This is a genomic window from Frankia sp. CgJB1 (genome assembly GCF_977947065.1).
This window is the reverse complement of the sequence record NZ_CDWTNB010000079.1, coordinates 1-17914: the sequence shown is the minus strand read 5'-3', so window position 1 is coordinate 17914 and position 17914 is coordinate 1. Positions and strand designations below refer to the sequence as shown.

At 71.0% G+C, this 17914-nt stretch carries 16 protein-coding genes and 1 pseudogene; 13 read left to right on the top strand and 4 right to left on the bottom strand.

Going from position 1 to position 17914, the window contains the following annotated elements; translation table 11 throughout:
* Nucleotides 1-399, top strand: a 399-nt coding sequence (locus tag AC08OT_RS11010; RefSeq protein WP_476602788.1) for an SEC-C metal-binding domain-containing protein, incomplete at its 5' end; no start/stop codon positions are given.
* A gap of 25 nt (nucleotides 400-424) precedes the next feature.
* Here the strand turns inward: AC08OT_RS11010 and AC08OT_RS11005 are convergent.
* Both AC08OT_RS11005 and AC08OT_RS11000 read right to left on the bottom strand, forming a co-directional pair.
* Nucleotides 425-847: an Rv3235 family protein gene (locus AC08OT_RS11005; protein ID WP_476596984.1), complete on the bottom strand. Its 423-nt coding sequence runs from the start codon at nucleotides 845-847 to the stop codon at nucleotides 425-427.
* A 453-nt stretch (nucleotides 848-1300) separates the two neighbouring features.
* On the bottom strand, nucleotides 1301-2449 hold the full coding sequence (locus tag AC08OT_RS11000; protein WP_476602787.1) for a LysM peptidoglycan-binding domain-containing protein: 1149 nt from the start codon (nucleotides 2447-2449) through the stop codon (nucleotides 1301-1303).
* 156 nt (nucleotides 2450-2605) lie between these two features.
* Here AC08OT_RS11000 and AC08OT_RS10995 point away from each other — a divergent pair, with 156 nt between their 5' ends.
* A complete protein-coding gene (locus tag AC08OT_RS10995) occupies nucleotides 2606-3175 on the top strand; it encodes a hypothetical protein (protein ID WP_476593300.1) in 570 nt (189 codons plus the stop codon).
* A 38-nt stretch (nucleotides 3176-3213) separates the two neighbouring features.
* Here AC08OT_RS10995 and AC08OT_RS10990 read toward each other — a convergent pair whose 3' ends face one another.
* A complete protein-coding gene (locus tag AC08OT_RS10990) occupies nucleotides 3214-3450 on the bottom strand; it encodes a helix-turn-helix domain-containing protein (RefSeq protein ID WP_011435224.1) in 237 nt (78 codons plus the stop codon).
* A gap of 308 nt (nucleotides 3451-3758) precedes the next feature.
* On the opposite strand from AC08OT_RS10990, the gene AC08OT_RS10985 reads away from it, so the two are divergent.
* From AC08OT_RS10985 to AC08OT_RS10960, 6 genes and pseudogenes are all read left to right on the top strand, one after another.
* Complete coding sequence (locus AC08OT_RS10985) at nucleotides 3759-4532, top strand: SAF domain-containing protein (RefSeq protein ID WP_476593301.1); 774 nt, start codon at nucleotides 3759-3761, stop codon at nucleotides 4530-4532.
* A pseudogene (locus tag AC08OT_RS10980) lies at nucleotides 4529-5867 on the top strand (CpaE/TadZ family protein). Before AC08OT_RS10985 ends, AC08OT_RS10980 begins: the two are co-directional and overlap by 4 nt.
* Before the next feature lie 528 nt (nucleotides 5868-6395).
* Nucleotides 6396-6899, top strand: a complete 504-nt coding sequence (locus AC08OT_RS10975; RefSeq protein WP_476593303.1) for a helix-turn-helix domain-containing protein — start codon at nucleotides 6396-6398, stop codon at nucleotides 6897-6899.
* Between the two features lie 231 nt (nucleotides 6900-7130).
* Nucleotides 7131-8171: a patatin-like phospholipase family protein gene (locus tag AC08OT_RS10970; RefSeq protein WP_462187079.1), complete on the top strand. Its 1041-nt coding sequence runs from the start codon at nucleotides 7131-7133 to the stop codon at nucleotides 8169-8171.
* A gap of 65 nt (nucleotides 8172-8236) precedes the next feature.
* On the top strand, nucleotides 8237-8731 hold the full coding sequence (locus AC08OT_RS10965; RefSeq protein WP_476593304.1) for a DUF6912 family protein: 495 nt from the start codon (nucleotides 8237-8239) through the stop codon (nucleotides 8729-8731).
* 438 nt (nucleotides 8732-9169) lie between these two features.
* Nucleotides 9170-10723 carry a hypothetical protein gene (locus tag AC08OT_RS10960; protein WP_476593305.1) on the top strand — a complete coding sequence of 518 codons (1554 nt, stop codon included), beginning with the start codon at nucleotides 9170-9172 and terminating at the stop codon, nucleotides 10721-10723.
* A 24-nt stretch (nucleotides 10724-10747) separates the two neighbouring features.
* Here AC08OT_RS10960 and AC08OT_RS10955 read toward each other — a convergent pair whose 3' ends face one another.
* Nucleotides 10748-12454, bottom strand: coding sequence for a PAS domain-containing protein (locus AC08OT_RS10955; protein ID WP_476602786.1), 1707 nt, complete (start codon nucleotides 12452-12454; stop codon nucleotides 10748-10750).
* Nucleotides 12455-13048: 594 nt separating this feature from the next.
* Here AC08OT_RS10955 and AC08OT_RS10950 point away from each other — a divergent pair.
* From AC08OT_RS10950 to AC08OT_RS10930, 5 genes are all read left to right on the top strand, one after another.
* Nucleotides 13049-14356, top strand: coding sequence for a CpaF family protein (locus AC08OT_RS10950; RefSeq protein ID WP_476593307.1), 1308 nt, complete (start codon nucleotides 13049-13051; stop codon nucleotides 14354-14356).
* Nucleotides 14356-15306 carry a type II secretion system F family protein gene (locus tag AC08OT_RS10945; RefSeq protein ID WP_476602785.1) on the top strand — a complete coding sequence of 317 codons (951 nt, stop codon included), beginning with the start codon at nucleotides 14356-14358 and terminating at the stop codon, nucleotides 15304-15306. The genes AC08OT_RS10950 and AC08OT_RS10945 overlap by 1 nt, the downstream gene beginning before the upstream one ends.
* Nucleotides 15303-16253 carry a type II secretion system F family protein gene (locus tag AC08OT_RS10940; RefSeq protein WP_476594772.1) on the top strand — a complete coding sequence of 317 codons (951 nt, stop codon included), beginning with the start codon at nucleotides 15303-15305 and terminating at the stop codon, nucleotides 16251-16253. The genes AC08OT_RS10945 and AC08OT_RS10940 overlap by 4 nt, the downstream gene beginning before the upstream one ends.
* Before the next feature lie 299 nt (nucleotides 16254-16552).
* Nucleotides 16553-17029: a TadE/TadG family type IV pilus assembly protein gene (locus AC08OT_RS10935; protein WP_476594771.1), complete on the top strand. Its 477-nt coding sequence runs from the start codon at nucleotides 16553-16555 to the stop codon at nucleotides 17027-17029.
* A 185-nt stretch (nucleotides 17030-17214) separates the two neighbouring features.
* The gene (locus AC08OT_RS10930) at nucleotides 17215-17658 is read left to right on the top strand and encodes a hypothetical protein (RefSeq protein ID WP_462203519.1); all 444 of its coding nucleotides are present in this window, start codon (nucleotides 17215-17217) and stop codon (nucleotides 17656-17658) included.
* Nucleotides 17659-17914 lie beyond the last annotated feature (256 nt).

Sequence of the window (17914 nt, the reverse complement as noted above, 5' to 3'; positions counted from 1 at the left end):
CCGGTGGTGCCGACGATCCCGGGCGGCGCCGGGCCCGTCGCGGACGCGCAGCCCGCTCGCCCCGCGGCGGCCGACCAGACTCCGCCACCCCCTTCACCGGTTCCGTCCGCACCGCCGCCGGTCTTCGTCAAGGGGCTTGAGCCGCGGCGGCCGACCGGTGGCCTGCGCTACACCGCGCCGTCAGTCGACGGTGGATCCGGGCCGGTCACGACGGTGGACGGCGGGTCGGGACTGGGCCGCCCGGCTGGAAACGGTGCGCTCAGCGCCGCCCGCGGCGAAGCCGGCACGGCGCAGCCCGGTGCGGGCACGCGTCCCGCTCGCAATGCGCCCTGCCCGTGTGGGTCAGGCCGCAAGTACAAGCGCTGCCACGGCGACCCGGCGCGCCGCAACGCCGAGTGATCCATCCCTGGAGCCGGTGGCCGCGCTAACCCACCTGCAGGGTTGTCACCCGCCAGCGTCCGCCGGACGACTCCATGCGCAGCGCGAGTGCGGCCACCCGGGCACCTCGGCTGATGACCGCCGAGACCTCGGCGACTCCGGGTCGCGGTTCGCTGACCCGTACGCTGCGGACCTGACTCCGCCTGCGATCCGTGGTCTGGGCGACGATGCGTTCGAGATCGTTCTGCAGGCGGGGCGTCGTCCATCCGGCGAGATGCGAGGCCGGGCGCACTCCGCCGAGCGTCTCGACGATCGCTCTGACGATGACCACCGCCGTTTCCCGGGGCGGTGGGTTCGTCCGGCTCCCGGCGGGGCTCCCCGGCCGCGGACCGGCTACCGGTTCGAGACCCGGCACCACGTGTGACGCCGCTGATCCCGTTCCTGTCCCCGTGACCGTGCGTTCGGGCATGGCGAGGTGCCGAGGCGTCCGATCGACCGTCGTCGTGCCACCGGGCTCGGTCTGGCCGTCCGCACCGCCACGGCCGCCGCGGCGGCGTCCGCCGCCTCCCGGGGCGGTCACGGGCCGGCCTGGACGATCGGCGGTGGTGCGTCCGGCCGGCCGCACCCGGGGTCGGGGCGGCCTTGTCGACGAGCCGGTCGAGGCGCCGGCCGGCGAGGGTCCGGCCTCGTCGTCATAGGGCGGTTCGTGGGGGATGACGGGAAGGCGGCGCATTGCGGGGGCCGGAATTGGACGCCGGGGCAGGGTCAGGGCGTAGGTGGCGGTCACGGCAGGCTCCGGAAGTGGTGGGCGGGGTCAGGGCCCGGGGGGTGGCTTCAGGCGTTGGCCAGGGAAGATCAGATTCGGGTCGTGGCCGATCAGGTCGGAGTTGGCGGCCCACCACCGTGGCCACTCGGCTGCGATCTACTCCTGCGTCGCGTCCGGGCCGAGATGACGGGCCGCGATGGACCAGAGACTGTCGCCGCGGAGGACGACGATTTCCGCCGCATCGACGCCGGGAGAGGTCCGGTCGGTACCCGGGAGGCTCATGGGCGTGCCCGTTCCACGAGGGGCCGGCGGCACGATCGGATCCCGGGCTGGTGTCGACGCGGCCGGAGCCGCCGGTCCGGACGGTGTCGGGTGGGACGGTGTCGGGTGGGACGGCGTCGGGTGGGACGGCGTCGGAGTGATGGCTGCGCCGGGCGCGGCCGGGTTGCTCGGGGAGGTGGTGGCGGGTCGGTCCAGGTCCGGCCAGCCGGCTGTGGTCGTGTGAGCCGTGGTGAGCCGAGTGAGGGCGCCGGGGTCAGGGGCGGTGTGCACCGGGTTTCCGCCGGCGGCGGAACCCGGGGAGGGGGGCAGCGTCGGCGAGCCGGCCGCTGAGGTGGTCCCGTGCAGGTCCACGACGGGGATCGCCTCGCCGAGACCGGGAACCGAGATCGTCGGGGTGGGGCTGGTCGCCGGGATGGCACCGGCGCCGGTTACGGGTTCGGTAGGGGAGGCGGGGCCGGTGGAGGATGCAGGGGGTATCGCGGGGGTGTGACCGGCGGAGGTGCCGGCCGGGGGGCGGTCGAGGCCGGGGAAGCTGGCTATCGGGTTCGGGGGGTGGCCGACGGTGGCGGGCCGGTCCAGATCGGGCAGTGCGGCGGTGGCGCCCGCACTGACACCGGTCCCCGCAGGTCCGGTGGCCGCGGAGGCCGGGACCGCGGCGATGATCGGCGCCACCCCGGCGACGAGTGTCACTCCGAGGCCGATCTCGAGCATCCGCCGCATCGTGCGGGGAACGATCCGGCGGGCCAGCGCCGCGCTGAGCCGGCCGACTCCGCCGGGGACGGCCGACAGCGCGCTGAGCAGAACCCCCAGGCACAGCCAGAGCAGGCACACCCAGGCGACGACCCCGATGATCGTGGCCAGCGCCTGCTCGGGCGCGGCGGCGAACCATTCTGGGGCGGCCTCGATGCTCTCCGGCAGGTCGGCCAGCCGGGGTCCGAAAACGATCAATATGATCGCCGTGATTGCGGCCGCGGTCGCGCCGGCGAACCGCGCCAGCGTCTGTCGAGCCGCCCTCGCGATCATTGTGGGTGCTCTTGTCCGCCGGATGTTGTCGAGATCGTTCGTTTGCCTACGTTTGCTTGTGTAAACCCCTGAAAGCTCGCTGCCAACCCTGCTTGTGTGGGGAGTGAGGGGTGACTGGGGGAAGCTGGCGAAATCTACCTTTATGGGAGGAATTTCGTGCGATGGGAGGATCTGTTCGCCGACCTGGAGCTGCAGTGGGAGGCGAATGAGGCCGCCGAGCTCTCTGCCGAGCTCGCGGACCGCAGCCGACGGGAGGCTGCCTACCTGCGGTTGATCGATCGGATGCGACCTGTCGTCGGACACCCGGCGCGTTGCCGGGTGCTGGGTGGTCAGCGCGCTCCCGAGATCCTGCACGGCACCCTGTCGGCCCTCGGGGTGGACTGGTTGCTCATCGCCGAGCCCGGCGCGACGGAGGCTCTGGTGCCGGTGCGGTCGCTGCTGGCCGTGGAGAACCTGCCGGTGGTCTCGGCCCAGCCGGGTCATGAGGGTCCGCTGGCGGCCAAGCTGGATCTGCGGTACGTCCTGCGCGGGCTCGTCCGGGACCGCTCGGCGTGCACGCTCATGCTGGTGGACGGGGTGACCCTGCACGGGACGCCGGTGCGGGTCGGCTCGGACTTCCTGGAGGTAGCTGAACACGCCGTCGGCGAGTTCGCCCGGCGCGGCCAGATCCGTTCCGGCTGGACCATCCCCCTCGACGCGATCGCCTACGTTCGTCGGATCCCCTGACCTCGCCGCGCCTACTGACCTCGCCGCGCCTACTGCGTCTAGTCCTCGGGCGGAGCCTCGTTACGGCTCATCGGATTGGCTGCGACGAAGGCCCGGGTCTGTTCATAGGCGCGCTGAATGTACGCCTCCAGCTCGGTGCGCTCCACCCGCCACTGGCCCCGTCCCCCGATCTTGATGGCGGGGAGCTCGCCCGAGCGGACAAGCGCGTAGGTCTGGCTGGAGGAGATGTTGAGGATGTCCGCCACATCGCTGAGTTGAAGGAAGCGGTCGTTCATCAAAGTCCTCCTTCTGAGGGCAGATGTCTCTCCTCACGTGTGTATCAGAGATACCACCGCTTATCGCGTCCGGATGCGTGTGCTTGTGGATAAGTGCACGCGGATACCGCCAAAAGACCGTGCTCGCAGGTACTGGACTGGTCCGCTACCCGTGCCCGCCTGGCCCAGAGGTCGACGGATCCCGTTCGGTCCGCATCCGATTCCTCGCTGGTTTGGCTGGGCTCAGGGCCGACGACCGCGTACGCTCTGCGACCGGAAGGTGCGAACATGTACCAATGGTCCGGCCAGGAGAAAAGGGAGGTCTCCCGGTGACCGAGCTCGCCGCGGCACCGGCCCGCCCGGAGGCGTCCCCGCCACCGGCATCACCCCCGGCCCGTCGGTTGACCCGCCGACGGTGGCGTGACTCCCGGCTGCTCGTCGGGGTGTTACTCGTGCTCGTCTCGGTGGTCGTCGGGGCGCGGCTGTTCGCCAGCGCGGACGCGACCCACCAGTGGGTGGTCGCCAAGGTGGACATGCCGGCCGGGCACATCATCGTCGCCGGGGATCTTGCCACGGTGCCGGCCAGGCTCGACGAGAGGACCTCGGGTCGTTACTACCCGGGAAGCCGTCTCGACGACCTGGTCGGCGCCACCCTGGCGCGGCCGGTGGACACCGGCGAGCTGGTGAGCGGGCCCGACTTCGCCGGCCAGAACACCCAGCCGACGTGGCTGGTGCCGATCATCGTGAAGGCCGGGCGGCTGCCGGCCCTCGGACCGGGTGACCATGTGGACGTCTTCGTGTTCCAGAGTGGCGCCGTCGCGCCGAGCACTACCGGGGGCGATCAGCAGGCCGGCCGGAGCACACCGGCCGCGCCCGCGGGCGCGGGGGCCGAGGCGCTGGTCCTGCACGACGTCGAGTTTGTCAGCCTCGAGAAGTTGACCAGCGGGGACCGTTCGCTAACGCTGCGCGTACCGGTGGACAACGCCATCCAGGCCGTCGCGGCCTCGCAGAGCGAGCGGGTCGACGTCGTGAAGATTGAGCGCGACTCCCGCGGTGGGGTCGGCTCGACGGGACCGACCACCGTGCCGGGGTACGGCCGGTGAGCCTGCCGATCCTCACCGCTGTCACCGATGCGATGGTCGAGGCCGGCCTGGTCTCGGCCTTCGATCGTCGCGACCTCGGGGTTACGGTGGTGCGCCGCTGCGTCGACCTGCCGGACCTGCTGGCCGCGGCGACCACCGGCGCGGCCCGGGCTGCCCTGCTGTCTGCGGACCTGCGCCGGCTTGACCGGGATGCGTTGACCCGCCTGGCCATGGCGGGCATTGCGGTGGTCGGGCTGACCGCCCCCGGCGACGAGGACGGCGACCGGCGGCTGCGGCAGCTCGGCGTGGCCGCGGTCATTCCCTCGGACGCCACCGCGGAGGTCATCGCGGGAGCGGTCGTCGAGGCATCCCGGGCGCTGGCGACGAACGCGGCCGCGCCGGCGACCCGGGCGCCCGGTTCCTACAGCGAACCACTCGTCGGGTTCGGGCCGCTCGCCCCAGCCATCGGTGTCACCGACGGCGTGGGGCCGATCGGACCGGGCGACGGCCGGGTGGGCCGGGTGATCGCGGTATGGGGTCCGGCCGGCGCGCCGGGACGCACCACGATCGCGCTGTGCCTGGCCGCCGAACTCGCCGGGCTGGGGACCTCCACCCTGCTGGTGGACGCCGACTCCTACGGCGGCGCGGTCGGGCAGCTCGTCGGCCTGCTCGAGGAGGCCCCCGGTCTGGCTGCGGCGGCCCGGTCGGCCAACCAGGGGCTGCTGGACGTGCCCCGGCTCGCTGTACTGTGCCGTGATCTGGGCGGCGGCCTGCGAGTGCTGCCCGGCATCCCCCGCCCCTCGCGATGGCCCGAGCTACGCCCGGCATCCGTTGAGACCGTGCTGTCGATGGCCCGGCGCCTGGCGTCCTTCGTCGTTGTGGACTGCGGGTTCTGCCTGGAGACGGACGAGGAACTGTCGTTCGACATCTCCGCGCCCCGGCGTAACGGAGCGACGCTCGCCGTGCTGGGCGCGGCCGACGTCGTGCTGGCGGTGGCGTCTGCCGAACCGGTCGGTCTGGTCCGGTTTGTGCGGGGACTGTCCGACCTGCGGGAGACCGTCCCCTCCGTCGACCCGCTTGTCGTGGTGAACCGGCTGCGCGCCTCGGTCGTGGGCGGAGACCCGGCCCGCGAGGTCAGTCGGGCGATTCTGCGCCACACCGGGACCGAGCCGGTGGTCCTGGTGCCCTACGACCTCGCCGGGCTGGACGCCGCCCAGGTGACCGGACAGCTCCTGCGTGACTATCGCTCCGACCTCCCCGGCCCGGCTGGCGATCAGGGAGCTGGCCGGCCGGCTGCTTGGCCGCCCGGCGGCTCCCCGCCGTCGGCGGGGGAGCCCGCGGCGCCAGGCCCGGTGAACTCGGTGAGTCCGGCGAACCAGGTGATCTTGGTGAGCGGGCAGGCCGTCCCGACGGACGAGCCGGGGCCGCATCCCCCGCTGGGCCTGCCGCTGGGCCTGCTGCCGTCCGGCCGATTGCTTGCGCGGCGTCGGCAACTCACGGTTACGCCCTTGGCGTAACCGTGACATAAAGTATTCGTGTCGTCATCTTGGTGTAGTGGGGGCGGTTACAGCGAGCAAGTTGGGGGCATCGTTGTGTGGAGGAACTTCGGTCAAGTCGTGAGAGAGATCTCACTGATAGCTTCCGACCTTATAAAATTTACTACATAGAGTAGCTTTCTTAATCCGTAGAGTCTGAGATGCGAGAGAAGTCGTACAAGAAAGTCACGCAACGTAGCATCGTATATGTATCTGCGAGCGGTCTCTTTCGGCAACGTTACGTTAGTGGGAGCATGCCTCGCCAGCACCACACGAGTCGTACCTTGATCTCCTATGGGCGCGGCGAGAGGTACGTGATGCTCGTTCGAGACGGCTGGGGGTGTGTCGGGTGAGCCGAGAGTACGCGAAGGCCGTGGGCGCCCGGTTGCGGGCGATTCGGATACAGCAGGGTCTGTCGCTGCAGGGAGTGGAGCAGAAGTCGCGGGGGCGGTGGAAGACCGCTGCCGTTGGCTCCTACGAACGCGGTGACCGCATGATCAGCGTGCATCAACTCTCCGAACTCGCGGGATTCTACGGAGTCCCGGTCTCGGCGCTGTTGCCCAACGAGGATCAGCTGCCGCCGCGGGAGCGTCGCCCACGTACGGTGCTCAACCTGGAGAGGCTGAGCGAGGCTCCGCCGGACTCCTCTGCTCTCGTCCGTCGGTGGGTCGCCCAGATCCAGCGCCAACGGGACGACTACGCCGGCCGTGTGCTGTCCATCCGGGATGGCGACGTGCGTGCGCTCGCCCTGCTCCACGACACGACCCCCCAGGAGTTCGCCGAGCGGCTGCGGAACTGGGGAGTGCTGGAGACCAGCTTCCCCGAAGAGAGTAGCGAGGAGCCGCCGGAGTAGTCCGGTGGACTGCCCGGGCGCTTCGAGCGCCGGGAGCAGCAAGGTACGGTCAACGCGGACCATGGACTGTTACCGGCCCATCCCCGGCCGTCCCGACGAGGCGGGCACGCCGTTCGTGGGCGGGTCGGCCCAGGTGCGACCGGGCGGCCCACATGGCAGCGAGCATGCCGGGCGGCGGGCATCCCAGCGCGATGCGTCTCCCTTCCCGGTCGCCGCGCCGGGAGGTGGACTATGACCAGGAAACGGGCCCCACGCAGAGGTCTGGTCCTGGGAGCCGGTGGAGTGCTCGGCTCCGCCTGGATGATCGGCGCGATGCGGGCGGTCGAGACCGCGACCGGCCGTAATCTGAGCGGAGCCGACCTGGTGGTCGGCACGTCCGCCGGCTCGGTAGTCGCGGCCCTGCTCGGTCTGGGGATCGGCATCGACGTGATGGCCAATTCCGAGCGGGGGATCTACGAGGCGGGGGATCCCGTTCTTGACTACCGCGACCTCGGTGCTTCCCTACCCCCGCGCCCCCGGATGCGCATGGGTTCACCGAGGCTGCTGACGGCCAGTGCCCGGCACCCCCGGCGGTCCTCGCCGATGGTCACGCTGGCGGCGATGCTTCCACAGGGCCGTGGGAAGATCTCCGCGGTCGGCGATCTGGTGACCGCGGCGATGGACCGCAAGGGCCTCGATCCGACCGGGTGGCCCACCAGGCCCGCGCTGCGGGTGGTGGCCATGAACTTCGACACCGGTGAGCGCGTGCTGTTCGGTGTGGCCGATGCGCCTCGGGCAACCTTGTCCGAGGCGGTGATGGCGTCGTGTGCCATTCCCGGCTGGTACGCCCCGGTCGCGGTGGACGGCCAGCGATTCGTTGACGGCGGAACCCGATCGCCTGCATCGGTCGATCTTCTCGCCGACGCGGGCCTCGCGGAGATCCTGGTGCTCGCCCCGGCCTGCTCGTTCCACCTCGACCGACCCCGTGGCACGGTGGCCCGGGTCGAACGCCAGGTCCGCCGGGCCGCCACCCGCCGGCTGATGCGGGAGGTCGAGATGGTGGAGGCGGCTGGCACCCGGGTGACGGTGCTCTGCCCAGGTCCGGAGGATCTCGAGGTCATCGGCGGAAACGTGATGGATCTGACCCGGCGGGCCCAGGTGTTCGAGACGGCGCTGCGTACGACGGGCGAGGCCCTGCATGCCGCCGCCCGTTCCGCCCGTTCCGGCGTGGCCGGGGCCACCGACGACGCCGAGGCGAGCGGGGGCCGGCTTGGGCTCGGCCTGGCCGGCTGACCTGGTCCTCGTGGCTGACCTGGTCCTCGTAGCCGGCTCGCCCCGGTTGGTTGCACACTGAGCGGGTGCGCATCTATCTCCCGTCCACGCTGGCCGTCGCCCGATCGGTCTGGGAGTCCGCGCGCATCCCCCCAGGCACCGGATTCGCGGTCACCCCCGCGACGCGTGAGTGGTACGCCCAGTCGGAGTCCGAGGAGGAGTTGGAGTACGCGGCGCTGCACGACGCCGGCCGGGCAAGCCTGCGGCTGCTGGACGCCGACCCGTCCGCGCCGCGCCGGCGCATGGTCTTCGTGGCCGATGTCGCGGACGGCGAGGTGCGGGTAAGAGATGATCTTGAGCAGGGTGTCGTCGAGGTGGACTTCCCGGTGCCGTGGTCGGCCGTGCAGGCCATCCATGTCGACGACGGAGACGACGAGGAGGTTGTCGCGGCGGTCGCGGCGGCGGCGAAGTGCATCGTCGAGGCCGATCTCGGTGGGGATGACGCCGCCTTCACCGTGGACAGCGTCGAGGGCTTCGAACTGCTGTGGTTCGCGCCTCAGGAGCTCCCCGGTCTTCTCTGACCCCGACGGAGACGCGGATGTTGGGTGCACGGGGGTGGAGGTCTCCCCCGCGCGGCGGAGGAGACCACGCACGTTGACGGCTCGTTGGGGCATGCTGTCTGGACTGGTGACCAGCTGGCGTGAAATGCCCCCGACGGGCGGCCCTCGCGGTTGTCTTCCCATACTCCTCACTCCTCCCTGGGGTGCTGTTCGTCGCCTGACGTCCGTGAACGGTGATTTCCCACCCAGGGAGATCGACGTGGACAACGGTTGAACCTCCCCGGGTGCGGCCGATGCCGGGCGTTGCGAATAATGCTGGGGAGCCTTGCGGCGGCGACCGGGTTACCACCTGGATGGCGCCGAGGGGGCTCCACTTCCCACAACCTTCGTACCGAGATGTCACCCCCGCTGGCAGGTGTGATCTCGACCGACCTACCGCGGTAAGGAGGCTGGCAGCCCATGCTGTACCTCGCCGGGCAGATCCTGGCGTACGTGCTGGTGGCGATGCTCATTGGTGCGGCGCTGGCCTGGGTCTTCCTGATCGCGCCGCTGCGCCGGCAGGCCCGCAACGCCGACGCTGACGCCGCGCGGAATCGGGCGGGATCGGTGGAGACGCCCGCCGGCACCGGCTTGGGCCTCGACGAATCCCGCCCCGGCGCGGTCCCGTCAGCCGATCAGGCGGCAGCCGCGGACGACGTGAACCGCGTGAATGCCGGGAATGCTGCCGAGGCCGGGAACGCCGTGGCGGCGTGCGTCGGCGACGCCGACACGGGTGTCCCCGGTTCGGGCGCCCGCGGCACGGGCACAGGGCAGGCCGCCGAGCTGATCGCCCGGTTGCGCCGGCAGCGTGACGACGTCGCCTTGGAGAAGGCGGATCTAACTGCCCGGCTCGCTGTCGCCGAACAGCGTGCCGCGGAGTCCGAACGGCGGATCGCCGAGGCGGAGCGCCATGCCGTGATCGCAAGCGCCCGGGTCGAGGAGATCGAGGCAGCGCTGCGGGCCCGGGCGTACGCCGTGACACCCGGCGCGGCCCAGGCCCTCCCGGCCGGCCCGGGTGCCGCCGGCGAGGGTACTGCCGGCCCGGGTGCCGCCGGCCCGGTGCCGGCGGGCTCCCCGGGGGCGGGCGGTGATCCCGCCGGCCCTTCGGCGGCGGAGCTCGCCCATGAGGCCGAGCTGCTGCGCAGACAGCTCGTCGAGGCCGAGGGCCGGGCGGCCAAGTTCTCCTCCCGACTGGCCATGGCCCGTACGGAGGCGGAGGACGCGCAACGCCAGGTGGCCACCATGACCACCCGGCTGGATCGGCACCAGGCCGAATGGGCGGCCGAACGGCTCAGCCTGCTGGGGCGGATCGCGAAATCTGAGGCGCTTCTGGGCCAGGCCTCCTCTGACGAGAAAGCCGGTGCCGAGCATCCCGAGGCTGCCCCCACCGCCGAGGCCGCCGTCGCGGTCGGGGTTGCTGCCGCGGGCGGTGTGGTCCCGTCGAACCTCGCGGTCACCCCGAACGAGGCGGGGCCGTCGAAGAGCGCGCTGCCCGCGCACGGCCTGGCTCTGTCGCCCGAGGCGAACATCTCGGGGGCGACGGTCCAGGCGAGCGGCGTTGCCACGAAGAACCGGCCACCGGCCCCGGGCGGACCGCCGTCGAGTAGTCAGGGGAGTGGCTGCGGCGTGAAGAGCACCGGTGGCAGGAGCACCGGTGGAACGAACGGGGCCAGCGGCCAGCCGGGTACGGGTAGCCGGGTCGTGCTGGAACCCGCGCCGCGGTGGAACGGTCTCCTCGATCCAGTGCGGTCGGGCGGCGACAACCTCAAGGAGATTGTCGGCGTGGGCCCGGTGATCGAGGCCCGGCTGCGGGCGTTGGGCATCACAACCTTCAGTCAGCTGGCCGAAATGGGTGATACCGACGTCGAGCGGCTCGCTCACCGGCTGGATGGCTTCGGTGACCGCGTCGTCTCCGACGATTGGGTCGGCCAGGCCCAGGATCTGCAGGCCCGGCACTACGGCGGCGTCTACTGACCGGACCGCCGTCCACCTCGCTCGTCACAGTCCGGAGATGAGTCCCTCGATCTCAGCCTCCAGGATCCGGCGGTCGGTGACGTCGGAGTAGAGCCAGACATGGCCGCGGTAGCCGTCGGCCGCGGTCAGCGGTATGTGGCTACGCTCGAACACCCGCCCGTCGGCGAACATCACTGCCTCCCGGCGTAGCGTCCGCCGTCGACGGAGCAGGGTGTCCAGGCGCGTCGCGAATCCGGATGGATCGTCCACCAGCCCGGGCCGGGGACGCAGCTGCAGCCGGCAATCCGTTCCGACCAGGTCGACGGGCAGGTCCGCCAGATCGAACAGATCGCAGTACACCTGGTTCACCGCCACCACACGCCCGTCCCGGTCGGCGATGAGCACGGCGGTCGTCAGTTCGGCGAGCAGGGTCGTCAGCCAGCGTTCCCGGTCCCGGCATGCCTCCTCGATCCGTCGGGCCTCGGTGAACGGGCAGCCACAGGTGTGGTTCGAGCCCCTGGCGCGTCCGAAGGGACGCAGGTCGTCATTCTTGCTGCGATGCAGGGCCACGGCCGCGCGCCACTCCGCGCCAGGCGGGAGCGTCCCGCGGGGAAACCCGACTGTGGGCCGATCCTCGGTGGCTTCGCGGGATGTCGCCCGGCCCGGCGTCGGTTCGCCGGGAACCGGCCGGCGGGGAAGCGGAACAGACCATTCCCAGCCCCGATCGGCCCGATCGGACTGGTCGGCCCGAGGCCAGGCCGAGGGTGCTTCGCGTCGCGGGTACTCGCCGTCGTCCTCGCGGTCCCCGGCCGCGTCGACGAGATCGGTCTCCTCGGTGTCACCGTGCCCGTCCAGCCCGTCCAGCCGGGCTATCTCGTCCACCCGATCGGGGCGATCCGACCGGTCGGACTGGTCCGGTAGATCAAACGGGCCCGGTCCGTCGAACACGCCGAACCTGTCGAGATCGCCCGCGGGCACCCCATCGGAGGCGAGGGCCTGGAGACCGAGGAGATCCTGATCGAGCAGGTGCCCGTCGAGGAGGTCGGGATCGAGAGCGGCGAGTTCGAAAGCCGCCTCGCGACGGCGAAGGCGGTCGAGCTCGGCCTGCCCGTCGTCAAGGTGTTCGAGATCGGCCGGTTCGTGATGCGCTGCTTCGTGATGCGCCGGTTCGTGAGACGTCGGTTCGCGGGAAGCGAGGTCGGGTTCGGCCCGTTCCTGGACGGCGACGTCGTCGGTATCGGGCTGGTCCGCGGACGATGGGCCGATCGGGGAGTGACGCCCTTGGACCCGCGGCGAGGACACCGGCACACCCGTCACCGGCACACCCGTCACCGGCCCGGCGGCGTTCCCGAACGCACTGGCCGACGGCACGGTGAGGGTGCCGACGATCCGTTGTCTACCGTCCCCTGCCGAGGTCACCATCGTCTGCATGACCGCGTCGCAGGGTGGTTCACCCGGTCGGATCAACCGGACCTGGATCGAAAACCCGTCGCCGTGCGTGACGAGGCGCCGCCACCGGCTGCCGACGTTCGCTACGTCGCCGGGATGGACGATGCGTTGCCATCCCCATCCGACCGCCTCGTCGCGGGTAACGCCGGTCAACTTGGACCACGGCCGGTTCACAAAGAGATACCGGCCTGCCGCATCGGTGGCGAATACCGCGACCGGGCAGTTTTCGACAATCCGCCAGAACATTTTCCAAGCGGTCGTGTCGAACATGTCTGACGATCGGGGATCCCGGGCGCCGCTCATCGTGATGCCCCTTTCCACTCCGGGGGATCGTGCCGGGGAGGCGTCGGGAGCAACGCTGCCCTGGTGGCCGAATGAGGTTCTCGCGGGCGGCTGGCGACCGCGCTGGTTGTTGGCTGACCGGACACGGAAGGGACCCCCGAGGCAGGCGTTGGTGGGACGCTGGATGAGACCGGCGGGGTGGGGGGATTCCGCCTGTCGACCCAGCGATGCGATATCGACTACAGGGATGTTCGGGTTAGGGACCGCCGAAAGGCTATCGCCTCGGCGTCGTTTCGAGGGAGAAATCGCGCGGGCGTTTCCGGGGCGGTTGGTGCACCGTCGGTGCAGTCGATATGCGCACAGAGCGATGACAAATGTCCGGTCCGCGACCGCTTTTTGACTGCGGAGAGTAGCAACCTTGGTGGTCAAGGGGGGGACTCTGTACGGGCTGTGGCCTACCTGAGCCCTACCCGCTCCATGCCCCCGGTGGGGGTTGTGCGAACGTTGTTGCGTCTGCCTCCGGCGTCGGGGGTTGCTTACCAGTGACCTTCTTTCTACGCTTCGTGGCAATTATCGGGGCGGGAAGAGACGAAAGCCGGAGGAGCAGCGGTTTCCGTGGCGGTGGCACGCGGCAGTTGGCTGGACGCGACATCGTTCGTGGAGGACGAGGTCAGAGAGCTCGTCCGGCGGCGTTCTCTCGATCCCGTGCGGGACCCGGCGCAGGTGCGTCAGCTCGTTCACGAGGTGCTCGCCGATTATGAGGAACGGGTTCTCGTCAGTGACCTTCCCCCGATCGTCGACCGGGACGTCACCGCCCGGCTGGTCTATGACGCGGTTGCCGGGTTCGGGCCGCTGCAACGCCACCTCGACGACCCCACCGTGGAGGAGATCTGGATCAACGAGCCGGGCCGGGTATTCGTCGCCCGGGCCGGTCGCAGCGAGCTGACGACGACCATTCTGACCGCCGATCAGGTCCAGGACCTCGTCGAGCGGATGCTGAAGTCCTCGGGCCGGCGGGTGGACCTCTCGACCCCGTTCGTCGACGCCATGCTTCCGGACGATTCCCGGCTGCACGTGGTCATCCCCGATGTCACCCGGGTGCACTGGTCGATCAACATCCGTAAGTTTGTGCTGTCCGCGTCGAGCCTGGACGAACTGGTCGATCTCGGGACGATCACGCTGGCAGCGGCCACCTTTCTGGACGCTGCCGTCGTCGCCGGCCTCAACATCATAATTGCGGGCGGCACTCAGGCCGGCAAGACGACCATGCTCAACTGTCTCGGCTCGGCCATCCCGGCCCGGGAACGGGTGATCAGCTGCGAGGAGGTGTTCGAGCTGAAGCTGCGGGCCGCCGACTGGGTGGCGATGCAGACCCGGCAGGCCAACCTGGAGGGCAGCGGGGAAATCCGGCTGCGCCGGCTGGTCAAGGAGGCCCTGCGGATGCGCCCGGACCGGCTCCTGGTCGGCGAGGTTCGCCAGGAGGAGGCGCTCGACCTGCTGATCGCGCTCAACTCTGGGCTGCCCGGTATGTGCAGCCTGCACGCGAACTCGGCTCGCGAGGCCGTGACGAAACTGTGCACCCTGCCCCTGCTCGCCGGCGAGAACGTCAGCCATGCCTTTGTGGTGCCCACCGTCGCCGCCAGCGTGGATCTCGTCGTCCATCTGGAGAAGGACGTCTCGGGCCGGCGCCGCGTCACCGAGGTCGTCGCGCTGCCCGGCCGGACGGAGGGGGACGTCATCGAGATCGCCCAGATCTACCGCTCGCGCGCGGACGGACTGGTCCGCGCCGACGGCTTCCCGCCACATCCCGAACGGTTCGCCCGCGCCGGCTACGACCTGCCCGCCCTGCTGGCCCAGGGCGACCATGATTACCATCATCATCGGCCCGGCAGGGGCTGGCCCGAGATCGCCGCGGAGCGCTGATGGGCATCTTCCTCGGCCTGCTGTTCGGTCTGGGTCTGTTCCTCATCGTCACCAGCGGCCGGCCGCGGTTCGCGGCCTGGTCGGCGACGGCGCGCTGGGAACGGTCGACGAGCGACCTGCTCGCCCAGGCGGGCATCCGCGGCGTGACTCCGCGTCAGTTCGTCATGATCAGTCTGGGTCTGGGTCTGGGTCTGGGTCTGGGTCTGGGTCTGGGTCTGGGTCTGGGTCTGGGTCTGGGTCTGGGCCTGGTGGCCGGCCTGGTCGTCCTGGCATTCACCGAGACCGTGTCGCTGGCCGGCGCCTTCGTCGTGTTTGCGAGTCTGCTGCCCCGGGCCCTCGTGGTCCGTCGGCGGCATGCCCGCATGCATGATCTGCGGGAGCTGTGGCCGGACGTTGTCGACAACCTGTCCAGCGCGGTGCGGGCCGGGATGTCGCTGCCCGAGGGCCTGGCCGCGGTGGGGGTGCGGGGGCCGGTACAGCTGCGACCGGCCTTCACCCGGTTCGGCGAGGACTACAGTGCCACCGGGTCGTTCTCGGCCTGCTTGGACCGCCTCGCCGACGAGCTCGCCGATCCGGTGGCCGACCGCATCATCGAGTCACTGCGGATGGCCCGGGAGGTCGGCGGGACCGACCTCGGCCGGCTGTTGCGCACGCTGTCCACCTTCCTGCGGGAGGACGCCCACACCCGCGCCGAGCTCGAGACGCGGCAGAGCTGGACGGTGAACGCCGCCCGGCTCGCGCTCGCCGCCCCCTGGATCGTGCTGCTCCTGCTGGCCACCCGGGGGCAGAACGTGCGAGCCTACGACAGCCCGACCGGGGTCCTGGTGCTCGTGGTGGGCGGCGCCGTGTCGGCCCTCGCCTACCTGCTCATGAAGCGGATCGGCCGGTTGCCGGAGGAGGGCCGGGTGCTGCGCGGGGGAGCGGCCGCTGGCCGGGGGGCGGGATCATGACTACGGTCGCCAGCGGTGCGCTGATCGGGTTCCTCGTCGGGCTGGGCCTGGTCATCATCGTCTACCGCTTCCCCCGGGCCCGGCGCATCCACCTCGCTGACCGAATCGATCCCTACCTGCGGGACACCCCCACACCCTCGAGGCTGCTCGAGGACCGGCCGCGGGGGGTGCCGCGGCCGGGTCTCGCCGCGGTCGAGGCGCTCGCGCGCCCGTTACTCGCGGACGCCGCCGGTCGGCTCGACCGTTTCCTGGGGGGCCGGGCCGCCCTGCGACGCCGGCTGACCCAGGCCGGCGGACGGACCAGCATCGAGGAGTTCCGCGTCCAGCAGGTCATCTGCGCGGCCAGCGGGGCGCTGATCGGCGCCCTCCTGCTGGCGCTGCGCGCGCTGCTCGGCGTCGGCCCGCCGACCCTGGTCAGTGTCGCACTGATCGTCGCCGGCACGGCCGGTGGGGTGGTGGCCCGGGACTACTGGCTGTCGCGGGCGATCTCCGAGCGCGAGGACCGGATGCTGCTGGAGTTCCCGACGATCGCCGAGCTGCTGGCGCTCGCGGTGACCGCGGGGGAGTCGGCCATCGGGGCGCTGGAGCGGGTCAGCCGGTTGACCCACGGCGAGCTTGGGCACGAGCTGCGGCTCGCGTTGGCCGACGCCCGCGCCGGGGCCACCCTCGTGCAGGCGTTGGAGGGCATCGCGGCGCGCACGGCGTTGGCACCCCTGGTGCGGTTCGTCGACGGGATGGCGGTCGCGATCGAACGGGGGACGCCGCTGGCGGACATCCTGCGCGCGCAGGCCGTTGACGCGCGTGAGGCGGGCAAGCGGCAGCTGCTAGAGGCCGGTGGCCGCAAGGAGATCGCGATGATGATCCCGGTCGTGTTCCTCGTCCTGCCGACGACCGTGATCTTTGCCTTCTACCCGGCCCTGGTGAGTTTCACCGTGATCGCGCAGTGAGTGCCCGGGGCGCGCAGGTGGCCGCCCGCAGGTGGACGCGCCCGTCCGGCGAGGTCGGATCAGCCAGCCTAAAGGAGGAGACATGGGACGAACAGGGCAGGCCATGAAAGCGAGATGGCGGGCCTGGCGGTCAGCCGTCGCATCGGGCGGCCACCATGATCGCGATCGGGGGGACGTCCCCGGCTGGGTCATGATAACCGTCATGACGGCGGCGCTGGTGGTCGCGATCGCCACCCTGGCGACGCCCGCCCTGCAGAACCTGTTCACCTCGGCCATCAACTCGGTGTCGGGTATCGGCGGTGGCGGCTGAGCTCGCGGCCGTCGCGGGGCCGGACGGGATCGATGGCGGCCCCAGGGGGACCGGGCAGCGACCGGACGCGGTCGAGGACGGCTCGGACGCGGCTGACGGCGGATCGGCCGTCGTCGAGTTCATCCTGGTGGGGACGTTGTTGCTCTTCCTGATCCTGGGGATCATCCAGGTCGGCCTGGTGCTGCACATCCGCAACACGCTCGCGGCGGACGCTGCCGAGGGAGCCAGGCACGCGGCCAATCTCGGCGTGCCGGCGAGCGAGGGCGGTCCCTACGCCCAGGCCCTCATCGCGCGGACCATCCCGGGACGGTCCGACGCCGTCTGCACCGGGGCGCAGGTCGACGGGCCGGGTGGCACGCCGCTTGCGGAGGTCACCTGCCGGGTTGCCGTGCCGCTCGTCCTAGTCCCACTGGGCGACGGCATCACGATCACGGTGAAGGGCCACGCACTCAAGGAACTGCCGTGACGAGGGGTGTCGTGGCGGGAGATCGGATCGCGCGGGCGGCCCTGCGCTCCGTGCCGCGGACGATCCTGATGATCAGGACAGGTTGCGTGGCTTCCGTGCGCCGCGTCGGTCGCATTGGTCGCATAGGCCGCGTTGTCTGGCCCGAACGGGCAGGCCCGGCGACCGGGGCCGACGACGGTTCGGCGATGATCGAATTCGTTGGATTGTCCGTCGTGCTGCTCGTTCCGTTCGTCTACCTGTTCCTGTGCGTCTTCGCGGTGCAGCGCGCGGCGTTCGGGGTGACCCAGGCCGCCCGGGAGGCCGGGCGGGCGTTCGCCACCGCGGGCAGCGAGACGCAGGGCATGGACCGGGCACGGCTCGCCGCGCAGCTTGCCCTCGCCGACCAGGGCGTCCCCGGCGCGCCACAGGTCCGATTTGCTCCCGAGGGCGCCGACTGTGGTGCGGGGGATCCCGGGGACGGCGCGGCAACCCTGGAGCCAGGCGCGTCGTTCGTCGTCTGTGTCCGTACGGTCGTGGCGCTGCCAGGAACCGGTGCCTTGTTCTCCGGCATCACCGACGTCACGGTCAACGGCCAGTTCACCGTGGTCATCGACCAGTTCCGCGCCGACCGGCGGGAAACCCAGCCGTAGAGAGACACCGGGACGACGTGCGCGCCGAACGGGGTCTCGCAGTCGGCGCAGAGGAACACGCCGCCGTCGGGGAGAAAGTCGAGATGGAGGGCGGTCGGCGGGCATGCAGGCATGCGAATTTGGGGGAGCTGAGTACGGTCTGCGGTTCCTGAACCGTGACTGGCTCCCCAAAACTCGGCCGCCACGCGATCATGCATCGTCGCAGGCCATCCCTTACTCCCCGTACGGCACGTCCGTGGACTCCACTGATGTCGAG